16 protein-coding genes are annotated in these 15969 nt (G+C 71.1%); 5 read left to right on the plus strand and 11 right to left on the minus strand.

What is annotated here, in order from left to right:
* The first annotated feature begins 4 nt into the window (after positions 1-4).
* Entirely contained in the window at positions 5-1198 is a 1194-nt protein-coding gene (locus ISP_RS30775; RefSeq protein ID WP_013227797.1) for a cation:proton antiporter, read from the plus strand.
* Here the strand turns inward: ISP_RS30775 and ISP_RS30780 are convergent.
* Positions 1195-3024, minus strand: a complete 1830-nt coding sequence (locus ISP_RS30780; protein WP_013227798.1) for a Xaa-Pro dipeptidyl-peptidase — start codon at positions 3022-3024, stop codon at positions 1195-1197. The genes ISP_RS30775 and ISP_RS30780 overlap by 4 nt on opposite strands.
* 70 nt (positions 3025-3094) lie before the next feature.
* Between ISP_RS30780 and ISP_RS30785 the strand changes: the two genes are divergently transcribed.
* Entirely contained in the window at positions 3095-3922 is an 828-nt protein-coding gene (locus tag ISP_RS30785; RefSeq protein ID WP_013227799.1) for a class I SAM-dependent methyltransferase, read from the plus strand.
* A 9-nt stretch (positions 3923-3931) separates the two neighbouring features.
* Here the strand turns inward: ISP_RS30785 and ISP_RS30790 are convergent, their stop codons facing one another.
* The 6 genes from ISP_RS30790 to xerD all read right to left on the minus strand — a co-directional run bounded on the left by ISP_RS30790 (position 3932) and on the right by xerD (position 8849).
* Entirely contained in the window at positions 3932-4684 is a 753-nt protein-coding gene (locus tag ISP_RS30790; RefSeq protein WP_013227800.1) for a pseudouridine synthase, read from the minus strand.
* Positions 4671-5513 carry an SMC-Scp complex subunit ScpB gene (gene scpB, locus ISP_RS30795; RefSeq protein WP_013227801.1) on the minus strand — a complete coding sequence of 281 codons (843 nt, stop codon included), beginning with the start codon at positions 5511-5513 and terminating at the stop codon, positions 4671-4673. Before scpB ends, ISP_RS30790 begins: the two co-directional genes overlap by 14 nt.
* The gene (locus ISP_RS30800; protein ID WP_013227802.1) at positions 5510-6412 is read right to left on the minus strand and encodes a segregation and condensation protein A; all 903 of its coding nucleotides are present in this window, start codon (positions 6410-6412) and stop codon (positions 5510-5512) included. The genes scpB and ISP_RS30800 overlap by 4 nt, the downstream gene beginning before the upstream one ends.
* Entirely contained in the window at positions 6412-6831 is a 420-nt protein-coding gene (locus ISP_RS30805; RefSeq protein ID WP_013227803.1) for a hypothetical protein, read from the minus strand. The genes ISP_RS30800 and ISP_RS30805 overlap by 1 nt, the downstream gene beginning before the upstream one ends.
* The gene (locus ISP_RS30810) at positions 6828-7799 is read right to left on the minus strand and encodes a ParA family protein (protein WP_013227804.1); all 972 of its coding nucleotides are present in this window, start codon (positions 7797-7799) and stop codon (positions 6828-6830) included. The genes ISP_RS30805 and ISP_RS30810 overlap by 4 nt, the downstream gene beginning before the upstream one ends.
* Positions 7800-7946: 147 nt before the next feature.
* A complete protein-coding gene (gene xerD, locus ISP_RS30815) occupies positions 7947-8849 on the minus strand; it encodes a site-specific tyrosine recombinase XerD (RefSeq protein ID WP_034286377.1) in 903 nt (300 codons plus the stop codon).
* Between the two features lie 107 nt (positions 8850-8956).
* Between xerD and ISP_RS30820 the strand changes: the two genes are divergently transcribed.
* Positions 8957-9484 (plus strand): DUF1707 domain-containing protein, encoded by a 528-nt coding sequence (locus ISP_RS30820; protein ID WP_013227806.1) that lies wholly within the window; start codon positions 8957-8959, stop codon positions 9482-9484.
* A gap of 96 nt (positions 9485-9580) precedes the next feature.
* On the opposite strand, the gene ISP_RS30825 is transcribed toward ISP_RS30820, so the two are convergent.
* From ISP_RS30825 to ISP_RS30840, 4 genes are all read right to left on the minus strand, one after another.
* Positions 9581-10210 carry an NUDIX domain-containing protein gene (locus tag ISP_RS30825; RefSeq protein WP_013227807.1) on the minus strand — a complete coding sequence of 210 codons (630 nt, stop codon included), beginning with the start codon at positions 10208-10210 and terminating at the stop codon, positions 9581-9583.
* Positions 10207-11907 (minus strand): CTP synthase, encoded by a 1701-nt coding sequence (locus ISP_RS30830; RefSeq protein ID WP_063606961.1) that lies wholly within the window; start codon positions 11905-11907, stop codon positions 10207-10209. The genes ISP_RS30825 and ISP_RS30830 overlap by 4 nt, the downstream gene beginning before the upstream one ends.
* 89 nt (positions 11908-11996) lie before the next feature.
* Complete coding sequence (locus tag ISP_RS30835) at positions 11997-13157, minus strand: acyltransferase (RefSeq protein ID WP_013227809.1); 1161 nt, start codon at positions 13155-13157, stop codon at positions 11997-11999.
* A gap of 205 nt (positions 13158-13362) precedes the next feature.
* Positions 13363-14016, minus strand: a complete 654-nt coding sequence (locus ISP_RS30840; RefSeq protein WP_013227810.1) for a GntR family transcriptional regulator — start codon at positions 14014-14016, stop codon at positions 13363-13365.
* Between the two features lie 209 nt (positions 14017-14225).
* Between ISP_RS30840 and ISP_RS30845 the strand changes: the two genes are divergently transcribed.
* Positions 14226-15647, plus strand: a complete 1422-nt coding sequence (locus tag ISP_RS30845; RefSeq protein WP_013227811.1) for an NCS1 family nucleobase:cation symporter-1 — start codon at positions 14226-14228, stop codon at positions 15645-15647.
* Positions 15644-15969, plus strand: a 326-nt coding sequence (locus ISP_RS30850) for an aspartate/glutamate racemase family protein (protein ID WP_265049872.1), incomplete at its 3' end; no start/stop codon positions are given. The genes ISP_RS30845 and ISP_RS30850, both read left to right, overlap by 4 nt.

The following is a 15969-nucleotide window of genomic DNA, read 5'->3' on the forward strand; positions in this document are numbered from 1 at the left end:
TCCGATGAACCACACCGCGCTGTCCCTGATCGAACTGGGGGCGGTCTTCTTCGTGCTGGGCGTGCTCGGGCGCCTGGCCGGCAAGATCGGCCTCTCCCCCATCCCGCTCTACCTGCTCGGCGGCCTCTGCTTCGGCTCCGGCGGCCTGATCCCGCTGACCGACATCGGCGGCTTCACGCACCTGGCCGGCGAAATCGGCGTCGTGCTGCTGCTCCTGCTGCTCGGCCTCGAGTACTCCGCGGCCGAGCTGTTCACCGGGCTGCGCCGCTCGTGGACGGCGGGCCTGCTCGACATCGTCCTCAACGCCGCCCCCGGCGCGGCCGTCGCGCTGCTGCTGGGCTGGGGCCCGGTCGGCGCGATGGTGCTGGCTGGCGTCACGTACATCTCGTCGTCCGGGATCGTCGCCAAGGTGCTCGGCGACCTCGGCAGGCTCGGCAACCGCGAGACGCCGGTGGTGCTCTCGATCCTCGTGTTCGAGGACCTCGCGATGGCGCTCTACCTGCCGATCCTCACCGCGGTGCTGGGCGGCGTCTCCCTGCTCGGCGGCCTGGAGGCCGTCGGCATCTCGCTGCTGGTGATCACCGTGGTGCTGGTGGTCGCGCTCAAGTTCGGCCGGTACGTCTCGGCGGCCGTCGACAGCCCGGACCGCGAGGTGTTCCTGCTCAAGGTCCTCGGCGCGGCGCTGCTGGTGGCCGGGCTGGCGTCGGCGATGCAGGTGTCGGCGGCGGTCGGGGCGTTCCTGCTCGGCATCGCGATCTCCGGCTCCACGGCGGAGAACGCGACGCGCATCCTGGAACCCCTGCGTGACCTGTTCGCGGCGGTGTTCTTCGTGGTCTTCGGGCTCAACACGAACCCGGCGTCGATCCCGCCGGTGCTCGGCTGGGCCATCGTGCTGGCGGTCGTGACGACGCTGACGAAGGTCGGCACCGGCTGGTGGGCCGCGCGCCGCCAGGGCATCGGCCGCCTGGGCCGCGTGCGGGCCGGCGCGGCCCTGGTCGCGAGGGGCGAGTTCTCGATCGTCATCGCCGGCCTGGCGGTGGCGGCGGGCGCGGTCACCGGCGAGCTGGCCGCTTTGGCCACCGCGTACGTCCTGCTGATGGCGATCCTCGGCCCGACGGCGGCCCGGGTCGTCGAGCCGGTCGCCCGCGCCCTGCACCGGAAAACGGCCCCGAAGACGACGCCGGCCGAGGCGAACTAGCGCAGGTCCGCCCGGTCCGCCGACGGCACGTGCTCGCCGACGGCCGGGGCCGGGTGGGTCGTCGCCGCGGGCGGGATGCCCAGCAGCGGGACCGAGGCCGATGTCCGGGCCAGGTCGAGCGTCACCCGGCCCGGCTGGGCGGGTCCGCGGATGAAGCTGCCGTCCGTGCCGCCGATGATCAGCGCCAGTGCGTGGCCGCGGGGCACGATGTGGTCCGTCGACGCCAGCCGGAACGTCATCGTGTACGCCGTTCCCGGTGTCAACGGGCGCTCCTGGGACAGGGATGCGTAGTTCGCCAGGTCCGCCCAGCCGCGGCTGAGGATCGTGTAGCTCACCTTCTTCGCGTCCGCCGTCGCCACGCGGTAACAAGCGTCGTCGCCGGACGTCGACGAGCCCCAGCAGGTCTCCGACGTCCCCGTCTTGATCCCCTCGCCGCTGCCCGCGAAGTTGCGGATCGTCGCCGGGCCGAGGTCCACCAGCAGGGCCGACAGCCGGGCCGACGACGTGCTCGGCGTCGCCGTCACGGTCAGCGAAGTCGTGCCGGAAACCTGCAGGTCCGAGGCCAACGACCCGGTCGAGTAGGTCAGCGCGGCACTCCCCGGATCGGTCACCCAGGTGTCCTCGCCCAAGCCGGGGTTGTCGGTGAACGACGCCGTCCCGGACGCCGGCGAGGTGCCCAGCGTGCCGGACACGCCCGGCCGCAACGTCGTCGCCACCGCACCGGCCGCCGGGTACGCGCTCTGGTCCGCCCACTGGTCCGGCTGCCGCTCGACGCTGGCCTGCGGCCCGTTCTGCACGCCGTTGCCGATCCCGAGCAGGTAGTGGTCGAACCACCGGTGCAGCAGGTCGACCCAGTCCGCGCGCCGGTAGTCGAACGGGTCGACGTGCCCGGTCTGCGACAGCCAGATCTTCTTCTCGACGTTCAGCCCGGCCCACCACTGTCCGAAGTGGATGGTCTTGACGTTGAGGTCGTTGACGCCGTGGGACAGCAGCACGCTGGCCCGCACGGTGCCGGCCCGCCGGACGTAGTCCCGGTCCGCCCAGAGCGGCCCGTAGTCGCCGTTCGCGGTGGCGCCCTGCGTCAGGACCTGGTTCTGCGCCGAGCAGTTCTGCCCGCTGTTGCGGGCTTCGACCGTCTGCGCGAGGCCGGCCGGGTTGAAGCCGAAGGTCGCGCCGTCCGAGCGGTAGTAGTCGTACCAGGAGCTGATCGCCGAGATCGGGACGATGGTCTTCAGCCCGGCGACGCCGGTCGCCGCGACGCCGTTGGCGATCGTGCCGTCGTAGGACTTGCCGATCATCCCGACGTTCCCGGTGCTCCAGCTCGCGGTCACCGCGCTGCCGCCGGTCTTCGCGCTGTAGCCGGTCGCGCGGCCGTTCAGCCAGTCGACGACCTTGCGGGCCGAGTCGACGTCGGAGGCGCCGCCGACGTCCGCGCAGCCGGCCGAGCGGTTCGTCCCGGCCAGGTCGACCAGCACCACGGCGTAGCCCCGCGGCACGAAGTAGTTGTCGTAGAACAGCGGGAACTTCACCGGTTTCCCGGCGCTGTCGTAGGACTTCAGCTCGCTCTCGTTGCCGCGCCCGCAGCACGAGTAGTACGGGCTGGCGTCCATGATCACCGGCACGCGCGAGGTGGCCTCGCTCGGCCGCACGATGTCGGCGGCGACGCGGTCCGAACGGCCGTCGCCGTCGCCGTCGCGGCCGATGTCCACCCAGACGGTCTCGCGGACCGCCTTCGCGTAGTCGTAGACCGGTTCGCTCCCCGGGGACGCCGCGGCGGCCGGGGCCACCGTGCCGGACAGGAGCACCGCGAGGATCCCGCTCACCACTCCGAGTCGCATACCGGTCACGCTAGCGAGCCCGGGTCCTGGCCTGCTACGGCGGAAAGTCGGGCGTACGTTGGGATTCGTGACCGAGTCCTTGCCCGCGGTGAGCCGGACGGCCATCGGTGTCGCCGCGTTGCGCGCCTACGAAAGCCGCCGCCCGGACCGCCTGTTCGACGATCCCTACGCGGCCGCGTTCTTCGAGGCGGGCCGCTCGGCGCTGCCCGGTACCTCCCCCGAGGGACCGCAGGCCGGGCTCGGCGCGATGTTCTACCCGCAGGTCGTGATCCGCACCCGGTTCTACGACGACTATCTGCTCGGCGCCGGCTGCGCGCAGGTCGTGCTCCTCGCGGCCGGGCTGGACACCCGGGCGTTCCGGCTCGCCTGGCCGGACGGCACGCGGCTGTTCGAGCTGGACCTGCCGGAGGTGCTGGCGTTCAAGGACGAGGTGCTCGGCAGGCACGGCGCCGAACCGGCGTGTGCGCGGGTCGTCGTGCCCGCCGACCTGCGCGAAGACTGGGCCGCCGCGCTGCGCGAAGCCGGGTTCGACCCCGCCGTGCCGACCGCGTGGCTGGCCGAAGGCCTGCTGATGTACCTGACCCCCGAGGAGGCCGAGCGGCTGCTGACCACCGTCGGCGAGCTGGCGGCGCCGGGCAGCCGGATCGCGTTCGAGCACCGGCCGGGCACCCCGCCGGGGAGCCTGATCGCCCGCGCGAAGGCGGCCGCGGGCGGCAAGCACGTCACGGACCTGTGGCGCGGCGGGCTCGGCGGCCGGGCGCCGCAATGGCTGGCCGCCCACGGCTGGGAGCCGTCGACGGTCACCCGCGCCGAGCTGGCCGCCGCCTACGGCCGGCCTTCGGACGACGACGCGACCGCCGGCGGCTTCGTCACCGCCGTGCGGTGACAACCGGCGTCAGAGCTCGACGTTGCGGTAGAGCGCGCCGACCTCGGTCTTCGTCAGCCGGCGGATCGAGCCGACGCGCTGGTTGCCGAGCTGGACGTCGCCGACCGCGGTGCGGACCAGCTTGAGCACCGGGTGCCCGGTGTCCTTGAGCAGGCGGCGCACGATGTGCTTCTTGCCCTCGTGGATCACCAGCTCCACCAGCGACTTGCCGGAGTGCATGTCCTTGACCCGGAACTGGTCGACCTTGACGATGCCGTCCGGCAGCTCCCAGCCGTTGCGCAGCTCCTTGCCGAGCCCGCGCGGGACGAGGCCGTCGACCTCGGCGAGGTAGGTCTTGAGCACCCGGTACGACGGGTGCATCAGCCGGTGCCCGAGGTCGCCGTCGTTGGTCAGCAGCAGCAGGCCCTCGGTGTTCTCGTCGAGCCGGCCGACGTGCACGACGCCGGGCGTCTCCTCGTAGCGGCCGCGCAGGTAGTCGCCGACGCACGGGCGGCCACGGTCGTCCGACATCGTCGAGTGCACGCCCTTGGGCTTGTTCAGGGCGAGGTAGATCAGGTCGTCGCGCAGGTTCACGCGGGTGCCGTCGACGTGGATGATCGCGGCGTCCGGGTCGACGCGGCGGCCCAGCTCGGTGACGACCTCGCCGTCCACCTCGACCCGGCCGGCGACGATCAGGTCCTCCGCCGCGCGCCGGGAGGCGACCCCGGCTTGCGACAGCACCTTCTGCAGCCGGACGCCGTCGGGGTGTTCACTGGATGTCATCGATGGTGTCCACTTCGGGTAGCAACGGAGCGATGGCGGGCAGGTCGTTCAGTGACGACAGCCCCAGTCGCTCCAGGAACAGCTCGGTCGTCACGTACAGCGTGCCGGTCGTCTCGGGATCGGTCCCCATCTCTTCGATGAGGCCGCGCGCGAGCAGCGTCCGGATCACGCCGTCCACGTTCACGCCGCGCACCGCGGCGACCCTGGCCCGGGTCACCGGCTGCCGGTACGCGATCACGGCGAGGCTCTCCAGCGCGGCCCGGGTCAGCTTCGACCGCTGGCCGTCCAGCAGGAGCTTCTCCACGAACGGGGCGTAGACGTCCCTAGTGTAGAACCGCCACCCTTCGCCGACGCGCCGCAGGTCGATCCCGGACGCCCGGTCGGTGAACTTCTGCGCCATGGTCCGCAGGGCGACGACGATCCGCGACTTGGGCTGGCCGAGGGTGCCGGCCAGGAGTTCTTCGCCGGCGGGCGAGTCGACGATGAGGAGCAGCGCTTCGAGGGCGGCTTCGAGGGCCTCGTCGGAGGTGACGTCCGGCATGGCGTCGGCGTCCCCGGCGGCGACCAGGCCGGACTCGGGATCGGCCGGGCCGGGCTCGGGTTCGGCAGGCGCTTCGGGCTCGGACGGCTCGGCGGGCGCATCCTCGACCGGCGCTTCCGGCTCGGCGGCAGCGCCCTCCTCGGCCAGTGGCTCGACCGGCTCGCCGTCCTCGGTCACCGGCTCGCCGGACAACGCCTCCTCGAGCGCGAGCTCGGCTGCGGCCTGCTCGGGTTCTTCGGCCGTGGGCGGCTCCGGCGTCTCGGCCACTTCGTCGTTCTCGGGGCTCACCCGTACTCCTCTTCGTCTCCGGCGGTGCGGTCGAGCTCGGCCGCGGCGGAGGCTTCTTCCTTCGAACCGCCCGTCCACCGGACGTGCAGCTCGGCCAGCGCCTCGGTCTGCTCGAACTGGACCGTCGCCTCGCGGTAGAGCTCCAGCAGCGCCAGGAAGCGCGCCACGATCTCCACCGTGTGCTCGCAGTCGTCGACCAGCTCGCCGAACGTCGCCTGGCCGCGTTCGGCCAGCATCACCCGCAGGATCGCCGCGTGCTCGCGCACCGAAATGCGGCCCATGTGGATGTGGGCGATCGACACCGTCGGCGGCGGCTTCGGCCGGAACACCGCCACCGCGATGTCGGCGAACTTCTGCGGCGTCACGCCCAGCATCACCTCGGGCAGCAGCCCGACGAACCGCTCCTCCAGGGCGACCGACCGCGGGTAGCGCCGCAGCGCGTTCTGTTCCAGCTCGCCGAACAGCGCCGCCACCTGCTTGTACGCGCGGTACTGCAGGATCCGCGCGAACAGCAGGTCGCGGGCCTCGAGCAGGGCAAGGTCGTCCTCGTTCTCCACCTCGGCCGACGGCAGCAGCCGCGCGGCCTTGAGGTCGAGCAGGGTCGCCGCGATGACCAGGAACTCCGTGGTCTCGTCGAGGTTCCAGTCGGTGCCCAGCGCGCGGGTGTACGCGATGAAGTCGTCGGTGACCTGGTGCAACGCCACTTCGGTGACGTCGAGCTGGTGCTGCGAAATCAGCTGCAGCAGCAGGTCGAACGGCCCTTCGAAGTTGGCCAGCCGCACCTTGAACTTCGACGTGCTCAGTTCTTCGGTGTTGACGCCTTCGGGGATCATCCCGCCGTGCACCGTCTGGTGCTCTTCGGGTGCCTGTTCCTCCGGAGCCGGTGCCGGCTCGTCCATCAGCCCTCGGTTTCGCCGCCGTCTGAGCCGACCACCCGCAGCCGCTGCACCAGCACCGATTCCTCACCGTTCTGGTCGAAGTCGGCCAGCAGCACCGCCACGGCTTCACGCACCAGCCGGCCGCGGTCGACGACCAGGTCGTGCTTCGCGCGCAGCGTCAACCGCGCCTGCTCCATGGCGACGAGCTCGTCGCCGGAGACGTACACGGTGATCTTCGCGTCGTGCTTGGTCCGGCCCGAACCGTGCGGAGCCGCACTGCGCGCGAGCTGGTCGGCCCGGTCGTCGCCCGCGGGCTTCGGCTGGGGCTTCTCGACGGGCTCGGGCGGTGGCTGGGGAGGGAGATCGAGGGCGGGGCTGGCGGTGCTGGTCGTAATCCTGAAGAGTTCCGACGCTCCGGGCAGGGAAGCGCGCCTGCTCACCGAGCGATCACCTCGCGGGCCAGCTGGCGGTACGCCGCCGCGCCGGCCGACTTGGGCGCCCAGGTCGTGATCGGCTCACCCGCGACCGTCGTCTCGGGGAACCGCACCGTGCGGTTGATGACCGTGTCGAACACGGTCTCGCCGAATGCCTCCACCACGCGAGCCATGACCTCCTTCGAATGCAGGGTTCTCGGGTCGTACATGGTGGCGAGAATCCCGACTATGTCCAGTTTGGGGTTGAGGCGTTCCTGGACCTTCTCGATGGTGTCGATCAGGAGGGCGACGCCTCGCAGACTGAAGAACTCGCACTCCAGCGGGATGATCACGCCGTCCGCGGCGGTCAGCGCGTTCACCGTGAGCAAGCCGAGCGAGGGCTGGCAGTCGACAAGAACATAGTCGTAGTCGTTCATGACCGGACGCAGGACCCGTAACAACGTGTGCTCGCGCCCTACCTCCGCGACGAGCTGGACCTCCGCCGCGGACAGGTCGATGTTGCTCGGCAGCAGGTCAACGCCGTCGACGCGGGTTTTCATCAGCACGTCGGTGGCGCTGACCGAGCGCTCCATGATGGCGTTGTAGACCGTCTGGTCGAGCTCGTGCGGCTGGATGCCGAGGCCGACGGCGAGCGCGCCCTGCGGGTCGAAGTCGACGAGCAGCACCTTGCGGCCGTACTCGGCGAGGGCGGCACCCAGGTTGATGGTCGACGTCGTCTTGCCGACGCCGCCCTTCTGGTTGCACATCGCCATGATCTTGGCCGGGCCGTGCTTGTCCAGCGGCGCCGGGTCGGGGTGCTCGCGGATCGGGCGGCCGGTCGGGCCGATGCCTTCGAGCTTGACCTTCTTGCCGTTGCGCTCGTGCTGTTCGTCGCCGTCGTGGATCGCGGGCGTGGCGATGGTGACCTGGCTGAGGTTCGCCGCCGCCGACCCGGCGGACTCGGCCGAAGGGGCCGGCTGGTTCGGTGTCGACATGGCGCGAAAGCTCCTTGTTCGTCAGCGTCCGCCGCAGCCTATGCGCGGAGTCGGAGCCCCGGCAAAGCAACGCGCCGGACTCGACGGGGCAATGTCACTCGACCGTCGGTGCAGGCTGGCAAGGCCCTTGACGCTTTATAGGGCCGTCTAGCCCAGTGCTCGCGGGTGCGCCGTGGCGTACACCTCGCGCAAAGTGTTGACCGTGACCAGCGTGTACACCTGGGTCGTCGTCACCGACGCGTGGCCGAGAAGTTCTTGGACGACCCGGACATCGGCGCCGCCCTCGAGCAGGTGCGTGGCGAAGGAGTGGCGGAGGGTGTGCGGCGAAACGACGGCGGTGATGCCCGCCCGTCCGGCGGTGTCCTTGAGGACCTGCCACGCGCTCTGCCGCGACAGCCGGCTGCCGCGGGCGTTGAGGAACAGCGCCGCCGTGCCCCGGCCGTGGACGGCGAGCGCCGGGCGGGCGCGGACGGTGTAGGCGTGCAGCGCGGCGAGCGCGGGACGGCCGATCGGCACCAGCCGCTGCTTGCCGCCCTTGCCGTCGAGCAGCACGGTCCGCTCGGCGCCGTCGACGTCGTCGACGTCCAGGCCGACCGCCTCGGAGATCCGCGCCCCGGTGGAGTAGAGCAGCTCCAGCAGCGCCCGGTCGCGCAGCGCGCGCTCGCCGTCGGGCGGCGGGGTCTCGAGCAGCCGCAGCACGTCGTCGACCGGCAGCGCCTTGGGCAGCCGCTTCGCCGGCGTCGGCGGCCGGACTTCGCGGGCCGGGTTGTGCTCGGTGAGGCCCTCGGCGTGCGCGAACTTGTGCAGGCCCCGCACGGCGACCAGGGCCCGGGCGGCCGACGACGCGGCCAGGGGCCGGTGTTCGTCGTCGCCCTCGCGCAGGGCGGCACCGAAGGCCGTGACGTGCGCGGACGTGACGTCGGCGATCTTCGCGACGCCCAGGCCGTCCAGGTGCGCGGCGTACCGGCGCAGGTCGCGGGCGTAGCTGTCCAGGGTGTTGCGTGCGGTCCCGCGTTCGACGACCAGGTGGTCGAGGTAGGCGGCGATCACGTCGGCCGTGCGGTGCGGGCTGGAGGCCACGCGGTCACCTTAGGCCGCCCGGCACTCGTGACCCGGCAGAAACCCCGTTCCCGGCGGCACGCGGTTACCTTGGATTCATGGGGTCCGACGAGCTCCGCATCGGGACGGCCGAGCGCGAGGAAGCGGCGAGGCTGCTCGCCGACCACTTCGGCATGGGCCGCATCACCCCGGACGAGTACGAGATCCGGGTGACCGACGCCTACGCGGCCACGACGCTGGGCGACCTGCGGCCGTTGTTCCGCGACCTGCCGCCGCCGCACCCGGGGTTCTTCGGGCCGCCGCCGATGTCGGCGCCGGTGTACGCGCAACCCACCACGCAGCTGCCGATGTACGGGCCGGATCCGTACGCGCCACCGGCCCCGGTGCCGTACGCGCCGTCGATGCCCATGCCGTACTCGCCCCGGTCGAAGACGGTGGCCGGGGTGCTGCAGATCCTGCTGCCCTTCGGCGTCGGCCGGTTCTACACCGGCCAGACCGCGCTGGGCGTGGCTCAGCTCTTCGCCACGTTCTGCACCGGGGTCGGGGTGCTGTGGCCGATCATCGACGGCATCGTGCTCCTGGTCAACGGCGGCTCGGACGCCGAGGGCCGCCCGCTGCGCCCCTAGCCCCGAGCGCCCCAATGTGGCCTTGGTTGCGTTGAACGCACCCAATGTGGCCTTCGGTGCGTTGAACGCACCGAAGGCCACATTGGGGCGCTGGGGTCAGGCCTGCTTGCGCTTGGCGAACGCCGTCGGGCGGTCCGCCCACGGGGCGTCCGCCGGGCGGGCCGGAGCCACGCCGGTGAGCACCGCGTGGGTGGCCAGCACGCCGGAGACGGTGGCGCCGTTGAGCAGCTCGCCGGCCAGGGCCATCCGGACCGCCTCGGCGAGCGGGAACTTGCGGATGACCAGGTCCGCCTCCTCCTCGCCGAGCACGTCGCGGTCCACATCGGACAGTCCACGGGCCAGGAAGACCCGGACCACCTCGTCGGTGAAGCCCGGCGACGCCGCGACGTCGACCAGGGTCACCCAGTCCGACGCGGCCAGCCCGGCCTCTTCGACCAGCTCGCGCTTGGCCGTGCCGACCGGGTCCTCGCCGAGGTGGTCGATCAGGCCCGCGGGCAGCTCCCACAGCCGGTGCCCGATCGGGTGCCGGTACTGGTGGATGAGGGTGACCTGCTGCTCCTCGTCCAGCGCGACGATCGCCACCGCGCCGAGGTGCTCGATCACCTCGCGGACCGCGGTCTCCCCGTCCGGCATCACGACGTCGTCGATCCGCAGGCCGACGACGCGTCCGATGTGGACGTCCCGGCTGGACGCGACGCTGAACTCGTGCTCGCCCGGCGCGGTCACCGGGCCGCCACCGGGGCTTCGGGCAGCTCGACCGGCAGCCGCTCGGCGACCTTGCGGTCCACCACGGCCTTGACGAACGCGCTGAACAGCGGGTGCGGCCGGGTCGGGCGGCTCTTGAGCTCGGGGTGCGCCTGCGTGCCGACGAAGAACGGGTGCACCTCGGCGGGCAGCTCGACGAACTCGACCAGGCGATCGTCCGGCGACGTGCCGGAGAAGACCAGGCCCGCCTCCGAGAGCTGCTTGCGGTAGGCGTTGTTCACCTCGTAGCGGTGGCGGTGGCGCTCGGAGACCTCGGTGGTGCCGTAGGCCTTCGCGACCTGCGAACCCGCCTTGAGCTTCGCCGGGTAGGCGCCCAGGCGCATGGTGCCGCCCATGTCCCGCTCCCCCGCGACGACGTCGCGCTGGTCGGCCATGGTCGAGATCACCGGGTGCGTGGTGTTCTCGTCGAACTCCGAGGACCCGGCGTCGGTGATGCCGGCCAGGTGCCGCGCGGCCTCGATGACCATGCACTGCAGGCCCAGGCACAGGCCGAGCAGCGGGACGCCGCGGGTGCGCGCGTACTCGATCGCGCCGACCTTGCCCTCGATGCCGCGGATGCCGAACCCGCCCGGGATCAGCACACCGTCCACATCGGACAGCACGGAGGCCGCGCCGGACGCGGTCTGCGCGTCGTCGGAGGCGACCCAGACGATCTCGACCTTCGCGCGGTGGGCGAACCCGCCCGCACGCAGCGCCTCGGTGACCGACAGGTAGGCGTCCGGCAGGTCGATGTACTTGCCGACCACGGCGATCCGCACGACCTCGTTCGGGTTGTGCACCCGGTCGAGCAGGTCGCCCCACACCGTCCAGTCGACGTCGCGGAACGGCAGGCCGAGGCGGCGGACGACGTAGGCGTCGAGCGCCTCGCTGTGCAGCACCTTCGGGATGTCGTAGATGGACCGCGCGTCCGGGCAGGCGATGACGGCCTCGGTGTCGACGTCGCACATCAGGCCGATCTTGCGCTTGAGGTCCTCGGGGATCTCCCGGTCGGCCCGGCAGACCAGCGCGTCGGGCTGGATGCCGATGTTGCGCAGCGCGGCGACCGAGTGCTGGGTCGGCTTCGTCTTGAGCTCGCCCGACGGCGCCAGGTACGGCACCAGCGAGACGTGCAGGAAGAAGCAGTGGTCACGGCCGACGTCGTGGCGGACCTGGCGGCAGGCCTCCAGGAACGGCAGGGACTCGATGTCGCCGACCGTGCCGCCGACCTCGGTGATGACGACGTCCGGCGACTGGCCGTTCTCGTCGGGCTCGGCCGCCGCGGTGATCCGGGCCTTGATCTCGTCGGTGATGTGCGGGATGACCTGCACGGTGTCGCCGAGGTACTCGCCGCGGCGTTCCTTGGCGATCACCTCGGAGTAGACCTGGCCGGTGGTGACGTTGGCCTTGCCGTCGAGGTCGCGGTCGAGGAACCGCTCGTAGTGCCCGATGTCGAGGTCGGTCTCGGCGCCGTCGTCGGTGACGAACACCTCACCGTGCTGGAACGGGTTCATCGTCCCGGGGTCGACGTTGAGATAGGGGTCGAGCTTCTGCATCGTGACGCGAAGCCCGCGTGCGGTAAGGAGCTGACCCAGGCTGGAAGCCGTGAGTCCCTTACCCAGAGAGGAGGCAACGCCTCCGGTGACAAAAACGTACTTGGTTGCCCGTGACTGAAGTCCCACGGGCCGCCAGCATATCCCACTGCTGCGGATCCGCGCGTTGTGACATGCCCCAGACGCCGGATATGACCTGGGCCACCCGCACGGGTGACTTAAGCCGCAACCTTCGCCGGACGCAGCCGCGGCCGGCCCGTCAGCGCCCGGCTGCCCGGCAGCCGCCGCAGGACCTCCACGATCAGGATCGTGAGGACGATCGTCGCCAGGTAGATGATCACGCTGAGCCACGGCGCGCCGAAGCGCTCCGCGACGTGCGGGATCGCCGGGCCGAGCAGGGCCAGCGCGAGCGGGTGGACCAGGAAGATGCTGAACGACCGGTTCGCCGCCCAGGACACCACCCTGGCCCCGCGGCTGCCCTCCCGGCGGCGCGCCGCCCATCTCGTCGCCAGCGCGTAGATCGCCGCGATGACGGTGAGGAACCAGGGGATCAGGTACGGCTGGAACGGGTCGCTGGCCACCTGCGGGAAAGTTCCACTGTGGACAGTCCGCAGGTAGTACCACTCGGTGCCCGTGAGCACCGCCACGAGCGTGCCGCCGAGCAGCAGCCGGTGCCGCCCCGCCCAGGCGTGCACGGTCTCGAAGTGCATGGCCACCACGGCGCCGAACAGCGTGTAGAACTGGTACGGCAGGATCGTGCCGTACAGGTGGGTGATCGTCTCGTAGCTCACGCCGAGCGGCTGGTAGGTCATGAACAGCGTCACGCCGACCTGCACCAGCCCGCTGCCGAGCAGCAGCCACTTGTGCTTGCCCTCGGTCGCCCGCAGCAGCTTCATCAGCGCCGGGAACAGCAGGTAGACCTGCATCGTCACGAGCAGGAAGTACAGGTGGTACCAGGCGCCGCCGGTGACGAGGTCCTTGAGCAGCAGGCGCATCGACGCCTCGAGCGAGCCCGGCTGCTGCACCCCGGTCACCAGGCCGTAGGCCCAGAAGAACATCGACCACGCGAGGTAGGGCGTGGCGACCAGCGGCAGCCGCCGTCGCCAGAAGTCACCCGCGGTGATCTCGCGGCGGCGGTTCTGGAACACCAGCACGAACCCGGTGAGCGCGAAGAAGGCCTCGCGGGTGAAGTGCAGCGGCGTCTCGACGGCGTTGGCCCCGACGTCCTGCGCGAAGTTCGTCGCGCCCACCACGTGGATGAGGATGACGCAGGCGAACGTGATCAACCGGAAGAGGTCGATCTGGTGGAGGTAGGGCGCTTTGCCGCCCGGTCTCGCAGCGCGGGCGGGGGCCTCGAGCGTGGCCTGGGCAGTCGTCATCGTGCCGCCGATCCGGCACCGTCGTCGGCGTGGTTCACGTTGTCAGACTTGCCACCCATTCTGTGAATTTCCCATGAAGCTGCTGGGAAGCGCCTGTTGGCAGGGCTCCTGGGGCGTGTCGGATATGCCACTTCCGCTCAAGGAGCGAAGCGCCCGCGATCATGTTATCGGGTGAGCCGTCAGGTACGCAGCGTGACCTTCGTCATCAAGCTGTGACCTGCGGAAAGAGTGACCTCAGCGTGACCTCGCGGTTGACGCGCACGTGTTCGACCGCGGACGCCTTCGCCCGCTCGGCGTCCCCCGAGGCGATCGCCTCGTACAGCCGCCGGTGTTCGTCGAGCAGCTCGGTCCAGTGCTCGTTCTGGCTCGTGAGCCAGCGGAGCCGGCCTTCGAGCGGCTGCAGCATGGTGGTCAGCAGCGCGTTGCCCGCGATGGCGACGATCTCGTCGTGGAAGCGCGAGTTGAGGACGGTGATCCGGGCCGCGTCACCGCGGGCCGTCGCGCGGGCGGCGTCGGCGAGGACGCGGTCGAGGCGCTTGAGCTCGGGGGCACCCGCCCGCTCGGCGGCGAGCCCCGCGGCGAGGCCTTCGAGAGCCTCCCGGACGTCGAACAGCTCCTCGACGTCGACCTGCGCCAGCTGCCGGACGACCACCCGGCGCGGCGACTGGACGACGAGGAACCCCTCGGCCTCGAGCGCACGGATGGCTTCGCGGACCGGGACGCGGGAGACGCCGAGGTCCTCGGCCAGCTCGCGCTCGACCAGCCGGTCGCCCGGGCGGAGCCGGCCCGTCAGGATCCGTTCGCGCAGCTCCTCGCGCACCCGCTGCCGCGTGGCCGCGAGGGGTTGCCGCTCGTCCACGCAGCCCTCCTTCAACACCGCCGTAACCGGCCGTAACACGAGTTTATCGGCCGGAGGGTTGACTCGCGTGGACGCCGGGGCGATATTTGGGATTCCAAATTTTGGTATCCCAAATCGCCGTCGCCGCACTGCATCAAACGGGGCTCCGCCCCGGCCGGGGGCTCCGCCACCCGGAACCCCCGAGAGCATCAGTCGACCGGAGGGCCCGCATGACCGCCGCCCCGCTCACCGAACCGTCGCAAGAGACGACCACCCCGCCCGACCCCCGCCTCTGGAACGAAGACCTCGCCCCGGCCCAAGAACGCCGGTGGAAGGTCTACGACATCTTCGCGCTGTGGATGTCCGACGTGCACAACCTCGGCAACTACACCTTCGCGGCCGGCCTGTTCGTGCTCGGGCTGTCGGCGTGGCAGGTGTTCACCGCGCTGCTGTTCGGGTTCGTCATCATCTACGCCGGGATGAACCTGATGGGCCGGATCGGCCAGCGCACCGGCGTGCCGTTCCCGGTCGTGGCGCGGATCAGCTTCGGCACGTTCGGCGCCAACCTGCCCGCGCTGATCCGGGCGGTCATCGCGATCTTCTGGTACGGCATCCAGACCTACCTCGCGAGCGTCGCCATCACGCTGCTCGTGCTCGCCATCGACCCGGGCCTGAAACCGCTGACCGAACACGGTTTCCTCGGCCTGCACGCGCTCGGCTGGATCTGCTTCGTCGCGTTGTGGGCGGTCCAGGCGCTGATCCTGACCCGCGGCATGGAGTCGGTGCGCAAGTTCCAGGACTGGTGCGGCCCGGCGATCTGGGTCGTGATGATCGCCCTCGCCGTCTGGATCCTCGCCGCGGGGCACTGGAACATCTCCTTCACCAGCAGCCCGAAGCAGCTGTCCACCGGCGAGCAGATCCGGCAGTGGTTCGGCGCGGCCGGGCTCATCCTGGCCACCTACGGCACCCTCATGCTCAACTTCTGCGACTTCTCCCGGTTCGCCCCGGACCAGAAGACCGTGCGGCGCGGCAACTTCTGGGGCCTGCCCATCAACTCGACGGCGTTCGCGCTGCTGTCGGTGGTCGTCACCGCGGGCAGCATGCAGGTGTTCGGCGAGGCGATCACCGACCCGGCCGAGCTGCTGTCCAAGGTGCACAACACACCGGTGCTCATCGTCGGCGCGCTGACGTTCGCCATCGCCACCATGGGCGTCAACATCGTCGCCAACTTCGTCTCCCCCGCCTACGACCTGGCCAACATCTGGCCGAAGCGGATCAGCTTCACCGTCGGCGGGATGATCAGCGCGGTCGCCGCCCTGTGCGTGCTGCCGTGGAAGCTGTACTCCTCGCCGGCGGTGGTCAACTACTTCCTCGGCGGGCTCGGCGCGTTCCTCGGCCCGCTGTTCGGGATCATGATCGTCGACTACTACCTGATCCGGCGCGGCAAGGTCGACGTCGCCCAGCTGTTCGTCGTCGGCGGGACCTACCCGCGGGTGAACCCGCGCGCGCTGGTGACGTTCTTCCCGACCGCCGCGCTGGCCGCGGTCATCGCGCTGGTGCCGTACTTCGCGTCGGCCGCGCCGTACTCGTGGTTCATCGGCACGGCGTCGTCGGCTGCCCTGTACTTCGCGGTTTCCAGGAAACACCGATGAGGATCGTCGTCACCAACTGCAACACCACCGAGGCGATGACGAAGGAGATCGAAGCCGGGGCCCGCGCGGCCGCGAGCCCCGGCACCGAGATCCTCGCCAAAACGCCACGCTGGGGCCCGGAGTCGGCCGAAGGCTGGCTGGACAGCTTCCTGTCCGCCGCGGCCGTGCTGGACCTGTTGCGGGGCCTGGAGGAGCCGTTCGACGCCGTCGTGGGGGCCCCGGTGGGGGCTCCACGCCCCGGGGGGGCGCGCCCACAGCGGGCCGACCCCGGCCTCGCCAAAAACCCGCCCCCCCCCCCACACGCCCTCCCGCCACGCCGCCG

The organism is Amycolatopsis mediterranei (genome assembly GCF_026017845.1).
Lineage (GTDB): Bacteria > Actinomycetota > Actinomycetes > Mycobacteriales > Pseudonocardiaceae > Amycolatopsis > Amycolatopsis mediterranei.